Annotated in this window: 20 protein-coding genes; 14 read left to right on the top strand and 6 right to left on the bottom strand. The window is 73.1% G+C overall.

Going from position 1 to position 16,587, the window contains the following annotated elements:
* Positions 1-20: 20 nt before the first annotated feature.
* The 12 genes from tgt to VMF70_13065 all read left to right on the top strand — a co-directional run bounded on the left by tgt (position 21) and on the right by VMF70_13065 (position 8,929).
* Positions 21-1,154 carry a tRNA guanosine(34) transglycosylase Tgt gene (tgt, locus tag VMF70_13120; protein ID HTT68959.1) on the top strand — a complete coding sequence of 378 codons (1,134 nt, stop codon included), beginning with the start codon at positions 21-23 and terminating at the stop codon, positions 1,152-1,154.
* Positions 1,151-1,486 carry a preprotein translocase subunit YajC gene (gene yajC / locus VMF70_13115; protein ID HTT68958.1) on the top strand — a complete coding sequence of 112 codons (336 nt, stop codon included), beginning with the start codon at positions 1,151-1,153 and terminating at the stop codon, positions 1,484-1,486. Before tgt ends, yajC begins: the two co-directional genes overlap by 4 nt.
* Complete coding sequence (def, locus tag VMF70_13110; protein ID HTT68957.1) at positions 1,483-2,022, top strand: peptide deformylase; 540 nt, start codon at positions 1,483-1,485, stop codon at positions 2,020-2,022. Before yajC ends, def begins: the two co-directional genes overlap by 4 nt.
* Positions 2,023-2,028: 6 nt before the next feature.
* Positions 2,029-2,952: a methionyl-tRNA formyltransferase gene (gene fmt / locus VMF70_13105; GenBank protein HTT68956.1), complete on the top strand. Its 924-nt coding sequence runs from the start codon at positions 2,029-2,031 to the stop codon at positions 2,950-2,952.
* Positions 2,949-3,779, top strand: a complete 831-nt coding sequence (gene thiS, locus VMF70_13100; protein ID HTT68955.1) for a sulfur carrier protein ThiS — start codon at positions 2,949-2,951, stop codon at positions 3,777-3,779. The genes fmt and thiS overlap by 4 nt, the downstream gene beginning before the upstream one ends.
* A gap of 21 nt (positions 3,780-3,800) precedes the next feature.
* Positions 3,801-4,604, top strand: coding sequence for a thiazole synthase (locus VMF70_13095; GenBank protein HTT68954.1), 804 nt, complete (start codon positions 3,801-3,803; stop codon positions 4,602-4,604).
* Between the two features lie 101 nt (positions 4,605-4,705).
* Positions 4,706-5,200, top strand: a complete 495-nt coding sequence (locus tag VMF70_13090) for a PASTA domain-containing protein (protein HTT68953.1) — start codon at positions 4,706-4,708, stop codon at positions 5,198-5,200.
* Positions 5,197-5,883 (top strand): ribulose-phosphate 3-epimerase, encoded by a 687-nt coding sequence (rpe, locus tag VMF70_13085; protein HTT68952.1) that lies wholly within the window; start codon positions 5,197-5,199, stop codon positions 5,881-5,883. Before VMF70_13090 ends, rpe begins: the two co-directional genes overlap by 4 nt.
* A complete protein-coding gene (locus VMF70_13080; protein HTT68951.1) occupies positions 5,880-6,413 on the top strand; it encodes a TlpA disulfide reductase family protein in 534 nt (177 codons plus the stop codon). Before rpe ends, VMF70_13080 begins: the two co-directional genes overlap by 4 nt.
* Position 6,414: 1 nt before the next feature.
* Positions 6,415-7,071, top strand: a complete 657-nt coding sequence (locus VMF70_13075) for a CdaR family protein (GenBank protein HTT68950.1) — start codon at positions 6,415-6,417, stop codon at positions 7,069-7,071.
* Positions 7,068-8,099, top strand: coding sequence for a tRNA (adenosine(37)-N6)-threonylcarbamoyltransferase complex transferase subunit TsaD (tsaD, locus tag VMF70_13070; protein HTT68949.1), 1,032 nt, complete (start codon positions 7,068-7,070; stop codon positions 8,097-8,099). Before VMF70_13075 ends, tsaD begins: the two co-directional genes overlap by 4 nt.
* Positions 8,096-8,929 (top strand): prolipoprotein diacylglyceryl transferase, encoded by an 834-nt coding sequence (locus VMF70_13065; GenBank protein ID HTT68948.1) that lies wholly within the window; start codon positions 8,096-8,098, stop codon positions 8,927-8,929. Before tsaD ends, VMF70_13065 begins: the two co-directional genes overlap by 4 nt.
* Positions 8,930-8,979: 50 nt before the next feature.
* On the opposite strand, the gene VMF70_13060 is transcribed toward VMF70_13065, so the two are convergent.
* The 6 genes from VMF70_13060 to VMF70_13035 all read right to left on the bottom strand — a co-directional run bounded on the left by VMF70_13060 (position 8,980) and on the right by VMF70_13035 (position 14,142).
* On the bottom strand, positions 8,980-9,348 hold the full coding sequence (locus VMF70_13060; protein ID HTT68947.1) for a hypothetical protein: 369 nt from the start codon (positions 9,346-9,348) through the stop codon (positions 8,980-8,982).
* Between the two features lie 322 nt (positions 9,349-9,670).
* Positions 9,671-11,527 (bottom strand): cytochrome c/FTR1 family iron permease, encoded by a 1,857-nt coding sequence (locus tag VMF70_13055; GenBank protein HTT68946.1) that lies wholly within the window; start codon positions 11,525-11,527, stop codon positions 9,671-9,673.
* 57 nt (positions 11,528-11,584) lie between these two features.
* Complete coding sequence (gene acpS / locus VMF70_13050; GenBank protein HTT68945.1) at positions 11,585-11,965, bottom strand: holo-ACP synthase; 381 nt, start codon at positions 11,963-11,965, stop codon at positions 11,585-11,587.
* Positions 11,966-12,017: 52 nt separating this feature from the next.
* On the bottom strand, positions 12,018-12,629 hold the full coding sequence (locus tag VMF70_13045; GenBank protein HTT68944.1) for a class IV adenylate cyclase: 612 nt from the start codon (positions 12,627-12,629) through the stop codon (positions 12,018-12,020).
* The gene (locus VMF70_13040) at positions 12,626-13,315 is read right to left on the bottom strand and encodes an HAD family hydrolase (protein HTT68943.1); all 690 of its coding nucleotides are present in this window, start codon (positions 13,313-13,315) and stop codon (positions 12,626-12,628) included. Before VMF70_13040 ends, VMF70_13045 begins: the two co-directional genes overlap by 4 nt.
* A complete protein-coding gene (locus tag VMF70_13035) occupies positions 13,312-14,142 on the bottom strand; it encodes a DMT family transporter (protein HTT68942.1) in 831 nt (276 codons plus the stop codon). Before VMF70_13035 ends, VMF70_13040 begins: the two co-directional genes overlap by 4 nt.
* Positions 14,143-14,370: 228 nt before the next feature.
* On the opposite strand from VMF70_13035, the gene VMF70_13030 reads away from it, so the two are divergent.
* On the top strand, positions 14,371-15,267 hold the full coding sequence (locus VMF70_13030; protein HTT68941.1) for a glycyl-radical enzyme activating protein: 897 nt from the start codon (positions 14,371-14,373) through the stop codon (positions 15,265-15,267).
* Positions 15,267-16,587 (top strand): pyruvate formate lyase family protein (locus VMF70_13025; GenBank protein HTT68940.1); only part of this gene is annotated, 1,321 nt, incomplete at its 3' end. The genes VMF70_13030 and VMF70_13025, both read left to right, overlap by 1 nt.

The raw sequence follows: 16,587 nt of genomic DNA, 5'->3' as shown, positions 1-16,587 counted from the left end.
ACTGATTCTCTCGAGGGTGCGTGTTCGAATTCGATCTACAGGCCACCGACGGTGCGGCCCGAGCCGGGCAATGGCGCCTCCCGCACGGCGTCGTCCAGACCCCCTGCTTCATGCCCGTGGGCACCCAGGGCACGGTGCGCACGCTGTCGCCGCGCGACCTCGAGGCCTGCGGGGCGAGCCTGGTGCTGGCCAACACCTACCATCTCCACGTGCGCCCCGGCGAGGCCGTGGTCGCCGCCCTCGGCGGGCTGCACCGCTTCATGGGCTGGCCCCATCCCCTGCTCACCGACTCCGGCGGCTTCCAGGTGTTCTCGCTGGAGGGCCGGCGCCGGGTCGCCGAGGAGGGCGTGGAGTTCCAGAGTCACGTGGACGGCGCACGCCGCCACCTCTCGCCGGAGCGTGCGGTCGAGATCCAGTGGGCCCTCGGCGCGGACGTGGCGATGGCCTTCGACCACGTCGTTCCGGGGCCGAGCGGACGGGAGGCGGCCGAGGACGCCGCGGCCCGGACGCTGCGCTGGCTGGGGCGGGCCGCGGCGCGGTTCGCCGAGCTGGCGCGCGACGCCCCGGAGCGCCAGACGCTGGTGCCGATCGTCCAGGGCGGCACCTTCGCCGACCTCCGCCGCGCGGCGCTGGCGGGCGTGCTCGACGCCGGCTCCTGGCGGGCCGTGGCCGTCGGCGGCCTGTCGGTCGGGGAGCCCAAGCCGCTGATGGACGGGGTCCTGGAGGAGCTCGAGCCCGTGCTCCCGCCCGCGCTTCCCCGTTATCTTATGGGGGTCGGCTTTCCCGAGGATTTCGTCTCGGCGATCGCGCGGGGCATGGACCTCGCGGACTGCGTGGCGCCGACGCGGATGGGGCGGAACGGCGCCGCCTTCACCGACGACGGCCCGGTCAACATCCGCAACGCGCGCCACCGCGAGGACCCGGCGCCGCTCGACCCGGCGTGCGACTGCGAGACCTGCGTGACCTTCTCGCGCGGCTATCTGCGTCACCTGTTCGCCGCGGACGAGCTGCTGGGGTTGAGGCTGCTGTCGCTGCACAACGTGCGGTTCCTGATCCGGCTCGCCGCGCGCGCCCGGGACGCGATCCTGGCCGGGACCTTCGATGGGTGGAGCCGCGCGTGGCTCGCCCGCTACAGGAGCAGGGAGCAGGCGTGATCGTTCATCCGGTGTTCGCGATGCTCGCACCGTCCGGCCAGCAGGGGGGCGGCGCGATCTCGGTATTCGTGCTCCAGATCGTGGCCTTCATCGCGATCTTCTACTTCATCCTGATCCGCCCGCAGCGGCAGCAGCAGAAGCGGCACGAGGAACTGCTCAAGCAGGTCAAGCGTGGCGACGAGATCGTGACCTCGGGCGGCGTCGTGGGCGAGGTCGTGCACGTCAAGGACGACCGGATCACGGTCAAGAGCGGCGAGGCGAAGCTGGTGATCGAGCGGAAGGCGATCGCGCGGGTCGTCACCCGCACCGCGGAAGAGGCGTCCACGACGTGAGCCTCAGGCAGCTGCACCTGCTCGGGTCGCCGGTGCTGCGGCAGCGCGCCCACGAGGTCGCGGGCGTGGACGAGGGCGTGCGCGCCCTGGTGGCCGACCTGTTCGAGACGATGCGGGCGGCGAAGGGCGTGGGGCTCGCGTCCAACCAGATCGGGGTCGCCCGCCGCGTGGCGGTCGTGTCGGTCGAGAACGAGGGCGAGTTTCCGCTCATCAACCCGGTCATCGTCGAGAGCGCGGGCAGGCAGGTCGGCGAGGAGGGGTGCCTGTCGATCCCCGACATCTACGCCGACGTCGAGCGGGCGGAGCGGCTGGTGGTGGAGACGCTGGACGAGACTGGGACGCGCCAGCGCATCGAGGCCCGGGGGTATCTCGCCCGCGCGATCCAGCACGAGATCGATCACCTGGACGGCATCCTGTTCCTCGACCGGATCGGGCCGCTGAAGCGGCGCCGCCTGCTCGCGGACTGGAAGAAGTCGCGGCAGGGTGCCGAGGGCCATCTCAAGGACGTCGTACCGGAGGGCGCCAGCAAGCTGTAGGCAACCGTGCGGGTTCTCTTCTACGGAACGCCCGAATTCGCGGTCCCATCGCTCAAGGCCCTCGTCGGCGAGGGCTTCGACGTGGCCGCAGCGGTGACGCGGCCCGACAAGCCCACCGGCCGGCACCGCTCCGCGGCGCACCCCTCGGCGGTGAAGGTCGCCGCCGCGGCCGAGGATCTCCCCGTGCTCCAGCCGGAGCGGCCCGCGACGCCGGAATTCCTGGAGGCGGCCCGCGCCCTGGCGCCTGACCTCGCCATCGTGGTCGCCTACGGCCACATCCTGCCCCAGGCGCTGCTCGACGTCCCGCGCCTCGGCTCGGTGAACGTCCACGCCTCCCTGCTGCCCGCGCTGCGCGGCGCCGCGCCCATCCAGCGCGCGATCCTGGAGGGCCGCACCGAGACCGGGATCACGATCATGCAGATGGACGCCGGGATGGACACGGGGCCGATCCTCCACCAGGTCGCGACCCCGGTCGCGCCGGACGAGACCGGCGGAGAGCTGTCGGCGCGTCTGGCGGAGCTGGGGGCCGAGGCGCTCATCGAGGCCCTCACCCTGATGGAGGAGACGGGCCTCGAGCCGCGACCACAGGAGCACGCCGGGGCCACGCTGGCGCCGAAGATCACCCGCGAGGAGGAGCGGTTGGACTGGACCTGCCCGGCCCAGCTGGTGGCCCGGAAGATCCGCGCCTTCGATCCGCGGCCGGGTGCCTGGACCTCGTGCCGGTCGCGCGACCTGAAGCTGTTCGGCGCCGGCGTCGTGCCGGAGAGCGGCGAGCCGGGCCGCGTGCTCGCGGTCGGCGACGCGCTGCGGGTCGCCTGCGGGACGGATGCCGTCGTGGTGGCGGAGGTGCAGCCGGCGGGTCGCGCGCGGATGGCCGCGCGGGCGTTCGTGAACGGTCGCGGCATCGCGGTGGGGGACCGGCTGTCGTGATCCCGCAGCTCCCCCGCCTGCACGCGGTGACCGACGACCGCGTGGTCGCCCGCGGCGGCCTGGCCGCACGGGCGGCCGAGCTGGCTGCGGCGGCGGGCCCCGAGCTGGCCGTGCACCTGAGGACCCGGATCCTCGGCGGCGCGGCCCTGCTCGACCTGGCGCGCGCCGTGGGCGCCGCGCTGACGCCGCATGGCAGCTGGCTGGTGGTGAACGGGCGAGCCGATGTCGCGCGCGCCGCCGGCGCCCGGGCCGTGCAGCTGGGCCGCGGCGGCCTCACGGTGTCCGAGGTGCGGCGGGTCGCGCCGGGCCTGCCGGTGGGCCGGTCCGTGCACGACATCGCCGAGCTGCGGGCGGCCGGTGCGGAAGGGGCCGACTTCCTCGTCGCGGGACCGTTGTTCGCGACGGCCAGTCACCCGGGCGAGCCCGCCGCCGGGCCGGGGCTCGTGCGCGCGGCCGCCGCGACCGGCCTGCAGGTGCTCGCGATCGGCGGCCTCGAGCCCGGGAACGCCCGCGCGGCGCTCGAGGCCGGGGCGTGGGGCGTGGCCGCGGTGCGGGCGCTGTGGGAGAGCGGCGAGCCGGGTGCCGCCGCGCGGGCGTTCCTCGAGGCCCTGCCCGCGGCCGCCACCCTCCCCGTGACGGTGAACGGGGAATCGCGGCTGGTGCCGGCGGGTACAACGCTGCGCGGACTGCTGGCGCAGCTGGATCTCGACCCCCGCGCGGTGGTGGTCGAGCACAATCGCCGCATCGTCCGCCGTGACGGGCTGGAGTCCGCGCGGCTCTCGGCGGGCGACGCGGTCGAGCTGGTTCACTTCGTGGGCGGCGGCTGAGCGCCCGATGAGCGTGCGACGATGACGACGACGGTGATGGCCCCTGCGTTCCAGGACACGCCCCTGGTGGTCGGCGGCCGGAGCTTCCGGTCCCGGCTGCTGGTCGGCACCGGCAAGTACCAGGACAACGCGACCATGATCCGCGCGCTCGAGGCGTCGGGCGCCGAGGTGGTCACGGTGGCCGTGCGCCGCATCAGCCTCGACCGGTCCAAGGAAGACGGCATCCTCCACCACCTCGACCCGACGCGCTTCTTCCTCCTCGCCAACACCGCCGGGTGCTTCACGGCCGAGGACGCGATGCGCTACGCGCGGCTGGCCCGCGAAGCGGGCTTCAACGAGTTCATCAAGCTGGAAGTGATCGGCGACCAGAAGACGCTGCTGCCGGACGTGGCCGGACTGCTCGAGGCGGCGCGCACGCTGGCCAAGGAAGGCTTCAAGGTGATGGCGTACACCAACGAGGACCTGGTGACCGCGCTCCGCCTCGAGGACGCCGGCTGCGCGGCCGTGATGCCCCTCGCCTCGCCGATCGGTTCGGGGCTCGGGCTGCTCAACCCGTTCTCGGTGCGCACCATCAAGGCGCGCCTGGCAGTGCCGGTGATCGTGGACGCCGGGGTGGGCACCGCGTCGGACGCCTGCGTGACGATGGAGCAGGGCGTGGACGGCCTGCTCATGAACACCGCGATCGCCGAGGCGCGCGATCCCGTCGCGATGGCGCACGCGATGCGGCTGGCGACGGAGGCCGGCCGCGCCGCGCTCCTGGCCGGCCGGATGCCGCGGCGGGAGGTGGCGGTTCCATCGAGTCCCAGCACGGGGATGCTCTCGTAGACGGGCTCTTCGCGCGCTGGCGCCCGGCGTCGCCGCCGGTGGTCGCACCCGGCCAACCCCCGGAGGGCCGGGGCCGGCCCGGATGGGCGCGCCGCGCCGCGATGCTCGCCGGCGGTGTCGCCCTCACCGCGCTCGCGGGCTATCTTGTGGCGGCCGTGCTGATTTTTCCGGCCCCGCTCCTGCCGAACGAGCGCCGGGTGCCGCGCGTGATCGGCGCCCCGGAGGACGAGGCTCAGCGGGCCCTCCAGCGGCAGGGCTTCCGCCTCGAGATCGCCGACCGGGTGCCCCACCCGGCCTACGCCGCCGGGCTGGTGACGTGGCAGGACCCGTCGCCCGGCGTCGCGGCCCCGCGCGGCTCCGTCGTCGCGCTGACGGTGAGCCAGGGAGCCCCGCGGCGCATCGTGCCGGACGTGCGCGGGCTCGATCCCGAGCTGGCTCGCCGGCTCCTGGCGGCGGCCGGGTTCGCGGTCGGTCGCGTCGACACGGTGCCGGGCCCGCTGCCCGCGGGCGTCGCCGCCGGCACCTTCCCGGCCGGCGGCGACAGCCTGGGCGCCGGCAGCAACGTGGTGCTCCAGATCGCGAAGGGAGCCAAGTGACCGTACGCATCGCGCCGAGCATCCTGAGCGCCGACCTCGCGCACCTGATGGACGAGGTCGAGCGGGTGCTGGCCGGCGGCGCCGACCAGATCCACGTGGACGTGATGGACGGACACTTCGTCCCGAACCTGACCTGGGGCGCGCCGATCGTGGCCGCGCTGCGGCGCTTCACCGACGCGCCGCTCGACTGCCACCTGATGGTCGAGCATCCCGAGGCGTACATCGCGCCGTTCGCCGAGGCCGGCGCCACGTTCCTGACGATCCACGTGGAGGCCACCGCGCACCTCCAGCGGCACCTGGCGGAGATCCGCCGGCACGGCATGCGCCCGGGCGTGGCCCTGAACCCCGCCACCCCGCTGGGCGCGATCGAGGAGATCGTCGACGAGCTGGACCTGCTGCTGGTGATGACGGTGAACCCGGGCTTCGGCGGGCAGGCGTTCTGGGATCCCGCGATCGACAAGGTGCGCCGGGCGCGCTCGCTCCTCGCCGAGCGCGAGAGCCGCGCCCTGCTGGAGGTGGACGGCGGCGTGGCCCGCGAGACCATCCACCACCTCGCGGCGGCCGGAGCCGATACCTTCGTGGCGGGAAACGCGATATTCACCGTGGCCGACGCCGCCGCCGAGGTGCGGGAGCTGCGGCGCCTGGCGGAAGCCGGCGCGAGCGGGAGGACGGTCAAGCGATGAGAGCCCAGTGGATCGCGGTGGGAGTGGTCGTCCTGGTGCTGGGCGCAGGGCTCGTCCTGGGCCTCAAGCTCAAGCCCGAGATCTTTCCGGTCGAGGTGGGCTCCGCCGCGCCGAGCTTCGCGGCGACCGACCTGGCGACCAACCACCGGGTGACGCTCGCCGACTACCGGGGCCAGGTCGTGTTGCTCAACATCTGGGCCACCTGGTGCGAGCCGTGCAAGGTCGAGATGCCCTCGCTCGAGCAGCTCCAGAAGGAGATGGGCCCGCAGGGACTCAAGATCGTCGCGGTCAGCATCGACGAGAGCGGCCCCGACGTGGTGCGCCAGTACGCCCGGGACCTGGGCCTCACCTTCGGCATTCTCCACGACCAGTCCGGGCAGATCAAGGAGATCTACCAGACCACGGGGGTGCCCGAGAGCTTCATCATCAACCGCTCGGGCCGGATCGAGAAGAAGGTCATCGGCGCGACCGACTGGGACGCCACCGTGAACAAGGACCTCGTTCGCCGCCTGCTGGCGCAGCAAGGCTAGGGTGTCGCTCCGGGAGGCGATCGTCCGCCACTGGCCGCTGAAGCTGGCGGCGCTCGCGCTCTCGGTGATCCTGTGGGTGGTGATCGCGCTGGAGGAGCCGGCCACCCATCTCGAGGACATCCAGCTCGACCTCACCATCGCCCCGACCGCCGCGCTCGCGGAGCCGCTGCCTCCCATCCAGGCGCTCATCGCGGGACCGCGCGGCGAGTTCCTGAAGCTGGCCTCCGCGCCGCTCGTGATCCGCGCCGCCATCCCCGAATCGGCCGAAGGCACGCGCCACCGGCTGGTGATCTCGCCCGCCGACGTCGAGCTGCCGCGCAACGTCAAGGTGACCGTGCAGGAGGTGCTGCCCCGCGAGATCGAGGTCGTGCTCGACCGCCGCGCCCAGCGCAGCGTGCCCGTCGCCGTGCGCGCGGTCGTGGAGCCCGAGGCCGGCTACACCCTCGACGGGCCCGTGACCGTCGCGCCCGCCTCCGTGCAGGTCGCCGGCGCGCGCACCCTGCTCGGTGCGCTCGACTCGATCGCCACCCAGACGCTGCAGCTCAAGGACGTGACCGGCACGTTCGAACGGACGGTGCCGCTCGACACCACCGGCCACGCGGTGCTCCGCATCTTCCCCACCTCCGTCACCCTGTCCGGCAAGACCAAGAAGACGTGAAGGTCCTCGGCATCGAGACGTCGTGCGACGAGACCTCCGCGGCGGTCGTCACCGGCGGCGGGGCCGCCGCGCGGGTCGCCAGCTGCGTCATCCTCTCCCAGGACGTGCACGGCGTGTATCACGGCGTCGTGCCCGAGCTGGCCTCGCGCGCCCACCTGGTCGCGATCGGGCCCGTGGTCGCGCACGCGCTCGAGGAAGCGCGCCTCGACCTCGACGACGTGGATCTCGTCGCCGTCACCGAGGGGCCCGGGCTGATCGGCGCGCTGCTGGTGGGCGTGAGCTACGCCAAGGGGCTCAGCCTCGCGGCCGGCCGGCCGCTGGTGGGCGTGCACCACCTCGAGGCGCACCTCTTCGGGACCGCCCTCGACGATCCCGCCGCGGTTCCACCGTTCATCGGCCTCATCGTCTCCGGCGGGCACTCGCTCCTGCTCGACGTGCCGAGCTGGGGCGACTACCGCCTCCTCGGCGAAACGCGGGACGACGCCGTGGGTGAGGCGTTCGACAAGGTGGGCTCCCTGCTCGAGCTCGGCTACCCCGGCGGGCCCGCCGTCGAGCGAGCGGCCCGGTCCGGCGATCCGTCGCGCTACCACTTCCCGCGGCCCATGCTCAACGCCCGGCAGCGGCCGGGCGAGCCCGACTACTTCGACCTGTCGATGAGCGGACTGAAGACGGCGCTGATCCACGCCGTGAAGGCTTCGGCCGACCCGGCGGCCGACCGCCCCCACCTCGCGCGCGGCTTCCAGGACGCCGTGCTCGAGGTGCTCGTGACCAAGACGCTGCGGGCGGTGGACCACTGCGGGCGGCAGCGCGTCGTCCTCGGCGGCGGCGTGGCGTGCAACCGCGCGCTGCGCGACGCCATGGCTGCCGCGCTCCTCACCCGGGGCGCCACGCTGCACGTGCCCTCGCCCCGACTCTCCACCGACAATGCCGCGATGATCGCCCGCGTGGGGCTGTTCCGCGCCGCCGAGGCCGGACGCCCGGTGGACGCGGCCGCGCGGCTCCCCTTTCCAGGCCTGGTGCGCGCATGACCGTCTACCCGCTCCTCATTCACCTCGGCCGTTTCACCCTCACCGGCTACGGCATCATGATGATGCTGGGATTCCTGGTGGCCGGCTGGATCTACGGCCGCGAGCTGCAGCGGCGATCCCTGGATCCGGCTGTCGCCTGGGACACCGTCGTCATCGCCGTCGTGGGAGGCCTCGTCGGCTCCAAGCTCTACTTCGCCATCTCGGTCGGCCGGATCGCGGCCGCCTTTTCCCGTGGCGGGCTGGTGTGGTACGGCGGCCTGATCGGCGGCGCCGGGGCGGTCTTCGCGTACATGTGGCTCAAGCGGCTTCCCATCCGCTCCTGCCTCGACGCCGTCTCGCCCTCGCTCGTGGTCGGCTACATGCTCGGCCGCGTGGGCTGCTTCATGGTCAACGACGACTACGGACTGCCCTCGCGGCTTCCCTGGGCGGTCGCCTTTCCCGAGGGCTCGCCACCCACGACCGCGCGCATCCTGAGCGAGCAGTTCCACGCGGCGCTCCCCAAGGGCGTCATGCCCGACCAGGTGCTGACGGTGCATCCCACGCAGCTCTACGAAATCGCCCTCAGCTTCGTCGTCTTCTGGCTGCTGTGGCGCCGCCGCGAGCACCGGCACGCCGCGGGCTGGCTGTTCGCCGTCTATCTCGTGCTGTCCAGCCTCGAGCGCATCACCGTCGAGATCTTCCGCGCCAAGGACGACCGCATTCTCGGAGCCATCACCGTCGCGCAGCTGCTGAGCGCCGGGCTCCTCATGATCGGGCTGCTGCTCATGTGGCGCCTCGCGCGGCCCGAGACCGAAGGTCCGCAGCCGACGCTCGTGACGGGACCGCAGTAACGCGGTGGTCGTCGGTCAGGCTCAATGGGAATCGGAATCGCCGGAGGTGCCTATCGCGCCGGTATGATCCACTCGCGCGCGCTGGCTTCGTCGGTAAAGACCGCCGTACGCATGAAGCCTTCGGTGAGCGCCTGGAACTGTCGGGCGAGGCCGTACGCGGCTGGTGAGCTTGTCAGAATCGCCGCCGTCCAACCCGTCAGGACGGGTTGGACCGCTGTCCGCACCAGGTCGCTCAACGCCGCGCCGGCGGTGCGAAACTCGGCCTCCCGAATGTCCGCGAGTGACCGCCCGCACGCGCGCGCCTTCTCGTCGTTCATCAGGACCGTCATGTAGGTGGAGACGTCCTGGGCGGTGATGACGCCGGTCCACCGAGCGAACACGACCCCCAAGGAGGCGTCAACTTCGTATGTGATCGCCATGACCCGCCCCCCGATCCGCTCACGGCTACAATGGCGACCGGTGCAAGTCCGGACAAGTGGCCGCCGTGCCCGTCTCGAAGCTCGAGCGTACTGTTTAAGTTCTTGACATATGTCAAGATAGTTGACAGTTGCTTCCTTGACAGTTGGTGCTCGTGTAGACCGTTGCCATGATCGCAACATCAATGGAAATAGATACTTGCGGCTAATCATCCAGCCGGGCACGGCCATTGCCACTAGAGAAGGGCGTAGATGCAGCCGGTGGCGATGGAGTTCCTGAGGGGGGCGTCGCCTCGGCGTCCATGATAGCCTGCCAGATGGCAGGCTATCGTGTTTTCGGGTGGGGCGTTTCCGGTGCGCGGGCGGGATCGGGCGCATCCTGATCCGCCACGCGCTGCGCGCGGCGCCGCACAAACCACCAGACCACCGCCACGATCAGGCTCAGCGCGATCACGCCCTGGACGGCGAGCGACTGCACGGTGGGGTAGATGCCGAAGAAGTCGCTGCGTGGCGCGCCCGGCACCAGCGTCGAAGGAACGTAGCCGCCCTCCTGCATCTCCTTCACGCCGGTTCCCGCGAACACGAACGCCATGAAGAACAGCGTGGCGCCCGTCACGGCGAAGAACGGCCGCAGCGGGATCCGGAGGCCGAACCGCTCGATGCCGACGTAGACGGCGACGAGCACGACGGCGCCGGTCGCCAGGCCGAGCGTGATGGGCGCGGCGCCGCCAGCGCCGCCGCTCACGTACAGCGCCTTGTAGAAAAGCACCGTCTCGAAGCCTTCCCGATAGACGGCCAGGAACGCGACCGAGGCCAGGGCGAGGCTGCGGCCGCTGGCGGTGGCGGCCTCGACCTTCTCGCGCAGGAACCGCTGCCACACGGCCACTTCGACCTTCGACACCAGCCAGTAGGAGACGTAGAAGAGCACGCAGGCCGCGACCAGCATGACGCCGCCTTCGAGCGCTTCGCGCTGCGCCGCCCCGCCCGCGAGGAGCCACTCCAGCAATCCGGCGGTGGCGAGGCTGGCGAGCAGGGCGAGGCCGACGCCCCAGCGCACCGACCGCCGCTGCCGCGTCGAGCCGCTGCGCAGCACCACCGCCATGATGGCGGCCACGATGAGGATGGCCTCGAAGCCCTCGCGCAGAATGAGCAGGAAGCTCTCGGCGAGGAAACCCCAGCTCGTGTGACTCTCGCCAAGGACCGACTCGGCGGAATCCACGGTGCGGGTGAGCGCGCCGTAGTCCGGTGCGACGTCGGGCGCGCCCACCTGCACCGCCTCGCGCAGGGCGGCGAAACGCCGCTCCGCGCGCGAAGCGAGGCCAGCGTCGGCGATCCGCACCTTTGCCTCGACGCCTTCGAAGGCGAGATACGCGTCGAGCACCCGCGAGGCCGAGGCCGCCCGGTCCTCGCGGCGCCCCTGACCCACCGCGCCGGCGAGCAGAGCGCGCACGGTCGCGAAGGTCACGACGTCGCCGCCCGACGTGTGCGGCGCGGCCGTGTCCGACAGGCTCAGCACGTAGGCGATGGCGTCCCAGCGCTGCTCGCGCGAGAGCACCGGCCCGAACGCGGCCATGGCCGTGCCGGGGACGCCGTAGGTCAGCCTGCGGTAGTAATCGAGCGGAACGACGGGAGCGACGCCGCTGCGGAACGTCAGGTCGGCCGGCGGCGGCTTGAGGCCGGCTCCCGCGGGGCCGTCGCCCCGGCCGGCCACGCCGTGGCACATCGCGCACCTGGTCGCGTAGATGCGCGACCCCCCGGCGAGCGACGGCTCGCGGGCCGGGCGTTCGTCGAGCACGGCACCCACGGCCGCGTCGATCCGCCGCTCGAGCGCCGCCGCCCGCTGCGCGACCGAGTCGGCCGGCGACCGGGCGGCCAGCAACCGCTGCAGATCGTCGAGGTCGCGAACCGCCGGCGCCGCGAGGTCCGCCGGAAGCGCGCGCGCCGCGCGGAGCGCCTCGCCGACGAACAGCTTCGCCTCGTCGGCCTCCTCGGGCTGCGTGAAGGCTCCGCCCTGCCACGCCAGCGCGTACTCCTGCGCCGCGAGATGCACGGTGGCCGCCACGCGGCGCGCGGCGTCGCGCGCCTCGGGCGAGAGCGGTTCGGCCGGAAGAGAAGCGACTCGGGAGAGTGCGGTGACGACGACGAAGGCCAGGGCCGGCACGCCCATACCGATGAAACTCAATCTCAGGCTAGAGGATGCCGCAACGTAGCGGCGCCTCGCGCCCGCGGCAACCCGCCGCTACTCGAGCACGACGACCGCCGCGGCCACGCCGCCCGCGTGCGTGAGCGAGAGGTGACAGCGTGTGGCGCCCAGCTCGGCCATGCGGCGCTCGGCGGCGCCGTGGAAGACCAGGCCCGGGCGGCCGTCGGCGAAGCGGCGCACCTCGATGTCCTGCCAGCCGACGCCGTTGGCGCGACCGTCGCCCGAGAGCGCCTTGTACGCCGCCTCCTTGGCCGCGACGCGGGCCGCGAGGTGGAGCGAGGCGTGCGCGTACTCCGACGCCCGCGCGCGCTCGGCGGCCGTGAAGAGCCGCTGCATCGCGCGCTCGCCGTGCCGCGACAGGATCTCGTCCAGCCGCGACGACGGCACCAGGTCGATGCCGACTCCCAGCACGCTCATGGTCGTCCCATCCTGCGGCCCCCAGCCGCGCTCCGCGCCTCGGTGAACACCGTCAACCTCCCCACGCGGGCCACGCCGGCGGCTCGCCGCCCAGCGCCGCCAGGTTGAGCGCCGGCGCAACGCCGGTCCGCTGCCGGTAGCGCGCCGCGAAGTCCGTCAACCGGTCGGCCGAGAACGCCGAGCGCGGCACGCCGCACGCCGCCACGGCCGCTTCGATCGTGGCGGGCGAGCCCTCCACCTCGAGCAGCACGTCCATCCGGGGATACCACTCGATCCGCAGCGCGGCCCCGTCGAGGTCGTAGAACGCCACGCACCGGTCGATGGCGTCGGTGACGGCGAAGCCCAGCCGCGCCAGGATCGCCTCGACCGGCGCCGCGTCGCCGACCGTGCACTGCAGCTCCTCGCGCGCCTTGTAGCCGCCCTCCCGGCTCGTCGGCCCCTTCCACGTGAGCTCGGCGGGCCGCGGCGCGCCGCCGGCCGCCGCCCCGAAGCTGCGCAGGCGCAGCAGCTCGTCGCGCGCCTCGAGCGCGCGCGAGGGCACGTCGTACCGCCGGTCGCTCATCCGCCCCCGGAACCCGCGCCGGGCGCCGCCCGCCTCGAGCCGGGGCTCGAGCGCCGCCGGGTCGTCCACCACCGCCTTGAGCTCGATCTCCCGCCCGTTCACGGCGCGAACGTCGCGCCGACGACGGCGTCGGTGTCGGAGAAGTCGGCGAAGGCGGTGTACGCGCCTGCCGCGATCAAGTCGGGCACGGTGTACGAGCCCGTCGCCACCGCGATGGCCCGCGCCCCGATCCCGCGGCCGCAGGCCACGTCGGCGGGCGTGTCGCCGAGGATCACGACGTCCGCGCCGGCGACGTCCACGCCGAGGACTTCCCGCACCCTGCGCTGGGCGATGGCCGGCAGCGCAGCGCGGTCCCCGTGGTCCGACCCGTAGGCGCCCACGCGGAAGCGGCCGATGTCCATCCCCGCCGAGCGCAACTTCAAGCGTGCACCCTCGAGCACGTTGCCGGTCAGCAGCCCCACCACGCAGTCGTGCCGCCGCTCGAGGGCCGCGATGAGGTCGAGCACGCCGGGGTAGATCGTGGTCCTCTGTCCGGGCCGGCTCAGCTCCACCTCCAGCAGCCGGACGTAGGCCCCGAGCACCGCGTCGACCACGTCGTCGCCGTGGTCCCGCCCCGCCGCCGCGGCCAGCAGGCGCACGATCTCCGGGTCGGTGCGGCCGTCGAAACGGAAACCCGCCGCGGGGTGCGCGATGCCGAGCACCTCGAGCAGGGCCCGGTGGATGGCGCGCCGCCCCGCGCCGTCGGTCCACAGCAGGGTCCCGTCGAGGTCGAACAGGACGGCCTTCACGAGCGGACCAGCGCCAGCGAGCCGAAGATGCCCGCCGCCCCGAGCACCTGCCAGCCGGTCGGGACCTCGCCCAGGAGCGGCCACGCCGCGGCCAGCGTGACGACGGGCGTGAAGTTGGAGTAGAAGGCGGTGCGCGTGGCGCCGAGGCGGGCGACGCCCCGATACCAGATGAGGTAGGCCAGGACGAGCGCCCCGAGCGAGGAGAAGACCGTCCCGATCCACGCCGCCGGCGTCACGGCGCCCCATCGCTGCGCCAGCGCGGACGGCGCGCAGATCACCAGCAGAGGAATGGCGCCGAGCCCCATCGTCCACGCCGTCGTCACCGTCGGCCCGAGCGTGTCCACCAGCGGCTTGGCCAGGATCGTGTACCCCGTCCAGAAGACCACGGCGAGGAGCATCAGCAGGTCTCCGGCCAGGGTCCCCCGAAGCCCGACGGCGGCGCCGCTGCCCACCACCAGGGCGCCGATGCCGGCGGTCGAGAGGGCGAGCCCCGCGACGTCCTTCCACCGGAGGCGCTCCTGCCCCAGCAGCTGGCTGGCGACCGCGGTGAGCACCGGGACCGCGGCCATGATGAGCGCGGCGTTTCCGGCGCGGGTCCGGGCCATGCCCTCGATGTAGCACAGTTGATAGAGCGTGTTGCCCAGGACGCCGAGCAGGCTCAGGCGCACGAGCTGCCGCGCCGGGGGCCGCCGCGCGCCGGACGCCCACGCGAACCCGGCGATCGCGACGGCGGCGACCACGAACCGGACGGCGTTGAAGGAGAGCGGCGAGAGCACCTCGAACGCCGCCTTGATGACGATGTAGTTGACGCCCCAGATCAGGGTCATGACGACTAGCAGGCCGTCGGTTCCCGTGAGACCGCGGCGGGAGGCGGCCGTGGAGGCGGCCCCTTCGGCCGGCGCGGCGGGAAACGGAGCGGCACCCATGAGGCATCGAACCTAACGGCTCCCCCACCCCCGGCCAATCGCCGTCCGCGGCGGCCTTTCGATGGCGCGGCCCGTGGTTTGCACGCCCTGGCGGGCGGCCGACCGGGAGGGCCCCTGATCACCGGCACCGTGTTCGACATCCGACGCTACTCGATCCACGACGGGCCCGGCATCCGGACCACCGTGTTCCTCAAGGGATGCGCCCTGTCGTGCTGGTGGTGCCACAATCCGGAGAGCCAGGCCGCCGGGCCCGAGGTGGTGCTGCGCGGGGACCGCTGCATCCGCTGCGGCGCCTGCGTGGCGGCGTGCCCGCACGGCGCGATCGCGTGGGTGGACGGCGCGCCGCTGACCGACCGGTCGAAGTGCGAGGCCTGCGGCACCTGCACGCAGGCGTGCTGGGCCGAGGCGCGCGAGGTCGCGGGACGCCCGATGACCGTGGATCAGGTCGTGGCCGCGGCGGAGCGGGACCGCCCGTTCTACGAGGATTCCGGCGGCGGCGTGACGCTCTCGGGGGGCGAGCCGCTGCGGCAGGCGGCGTTCGCCGCGGCGCTGCTGCGCGAGGCGAAGCGCCGCGGCCTGCACACGGCGCTCGACACCTGTGGCCACGCGCCGTGGAGCCGGCTGGATCGCCTGCGGGCGGACGTGGACCTGTTCCTCTACGACCTCAAGCTGGCCGATCCCGCGCGGCATCGCCGGTACACGGGCGTGGGCAACGCGCGCATCCTCGCCAACCTCCGCGCGCTCTCGCGGCTCGGCCACCGGATCACGCTGCGCGTCCCCGTGGTGCCGGGCATCACGGACGACGCGGAGAACATCGACGCGTTGTGCGCCATCGCCGCCGCGCTGGCACATCCTCCGGCGGTGGACCTCCTTCCCTACCATAATGTCGGCGTGGGCAAGTACCAGCGGCTGGACCGGACGTACCGGCTGCCGCACACCGACGCCCCGACCCGCCGCCGGATGGACGAGATCGTCGCCACCATGGCCGCGGCGGGCCTGCCCGTCGTCAGGGACGGTACCCGATGATGACCGAGCGCGTTGCCCGCCTCCGGCGCCAGAGCCTCGACGCCATTCCCGCCATCTCCTCCGAGCGCGCGCGCCTGGTCACGGCGTTCTACCGCGACGGCGCCGGCGACGAGCCGGTCCCGCTGCAGCGCGCGAAGCTGCTCCGCCACCTGATGGAGCACCGGACCATCTGGATCGGCGACGGCGAGCTCATCGTCGGCGAGAAGGGACCGGCGCCCAAGGCCACGCCCACCTACCCGGAGCTGTGCTGCCACAGCCTCGAGGACCTCGACCTGCTCGACGGGCGCGACAAGATCCCCTTCGCCGTGAGCGCCGAGGTGCGGGCCGAGTACGCGGACGCGATCATCCCGTTCTGGCGGGGACGCTCGATCCGCGAGGCGTTGTTCGACGCGATGACGCCCGAGTGGAAGGCCGCGTACCAGGCCGGCGTGTTCACCGAATTCATGGAACAGCGCGCGCCCGGGCACACGGTGCTCGACGGCAAGATCTACCGGCGCGGGCTGCTCGACGTCGGCGCCGACATCCGGGCCGCGCTCGTGGCGCTCCCGGCGTCCGGCGCCGACGTGCCCGCGCGGCGCGCCGAGCTGCAGGCGATGCTCGTCGCGGCGGAAGCCGTCGTCCGCTTCGCCGCGCGCCACGCGGAGCGCGCGCGCGACCTCGCCGCCGCCGAGCGCGAGCCCGGCCGCCGGGCCGAGCTGCTGCGGATCGCCGAGGTCTGCACCCGCGTGCCCGGGCACGCCCCGCGGGATTTCTGGGAAGCGATCCAGGCGTACTGGTTCGTCCACCTCGGCGTCACCATCGAGCTCAACACCTGGGACGCCTTCAGCCCCGGCCGGCTCGACCAGCACCTGCTCCCCTTCTACCGGCGCGGGCTCGCCGACGGCTCCCTGACGCGGGAGCGCGCGGAGGAGCTGCTGCAGTGCCTGTGGATCAAATTCAACAACCAGCCCGCCCCGCCCAAGGTGGGCGTCACCGCGGAGGAGAGCGGGACCTACACCGACTTCGCGCAGGTGAACCTCGGCGGCACGCGGCCCGACGGCGGCGACGGCGTGTCGGACCTGACGATGCTGATGCTCGACGTGGTCGAGGAGATGCGCCTTCTCCAGCCGAGCGCCTCCGTCCAGGTGTGCGCCGCGAGCCCCGACGCGTTCCTCGAGCGCGCGGCGCGCATCATCGCGACCGGCTTCGGCCAGCCGTCGGTCTTCAACCACGATCTCATCGTCCGGGAGCTGGTGCGGCAGGGAAAGCGCGTCGAGGACGCGCGCAACGGGGGCTCGAGCGGCTGCGTGGAGGTGGGCGCGTTCGGCAAGGAGAACTACA

The sequence above is a fragment of the Gemmatimonadales bacterium genome (assembly GCA_035502185.1).
GTDB lineage: Bacteria > Gemmatimonadota > Gemmatimonadetes > Gemmatimonadales > JACORV01 > Fen-1245.
This window is presented reverse-complemented; position numbering and strand designations above follow the sequence as displayed.

Bases quoted from the DNA above. Each gene is read 5' to 3' on its own strand.
- acpS (HTT68945.1), bottom strand. From the start codon at position 11,965: ATGAGCGTGCTGGGAGTCGGCATCGACCTGGTGCCGTCGTCGCGGCTG.
- VMF70_13065 (HTT68948.1), top strand. From the start codon at position 8,096: ATGACCGTCTACCCGCTCCTCATTCACCTCGGCCGTTTCACCCTCACC.
- VMF70_13090 (HTT68953.1), top strand. From the start codon at position 4,706: ATGCTCGCCGGCGGTGTCGCCCTCACCGCGCTCGCGGGCTATCTTGTG.
- VMF70_13080 (HTT68951.1), top strand. From the start codon at position 5,880: ATGAGAGCCCAGTGGATCGCGGTGGGAGTGGTCGTCCTGGTGCTGGGC.
- VMF70_13095 (HTT68954.1), top strand. From the start codon at position 3,801: ATGACGACGACGGTGATGGCCCCTGCGTTCCAGGACACGCCCCTGGTG.
- VMF70_13035 (HTT68942.1), bottom strand. From the start codon at position 14,142: ATGACCCTGATCTGGGGCGTCAACTACATCGTCATCAAGGCGGCGTTC.
- VMF70_13060 (HTT68947.1), bottom strand. From the start codon at position 9,348: ATGGCGATCACATACGAAGTTGACGCCTCCTTGGGGGTCGTGTTCGCT.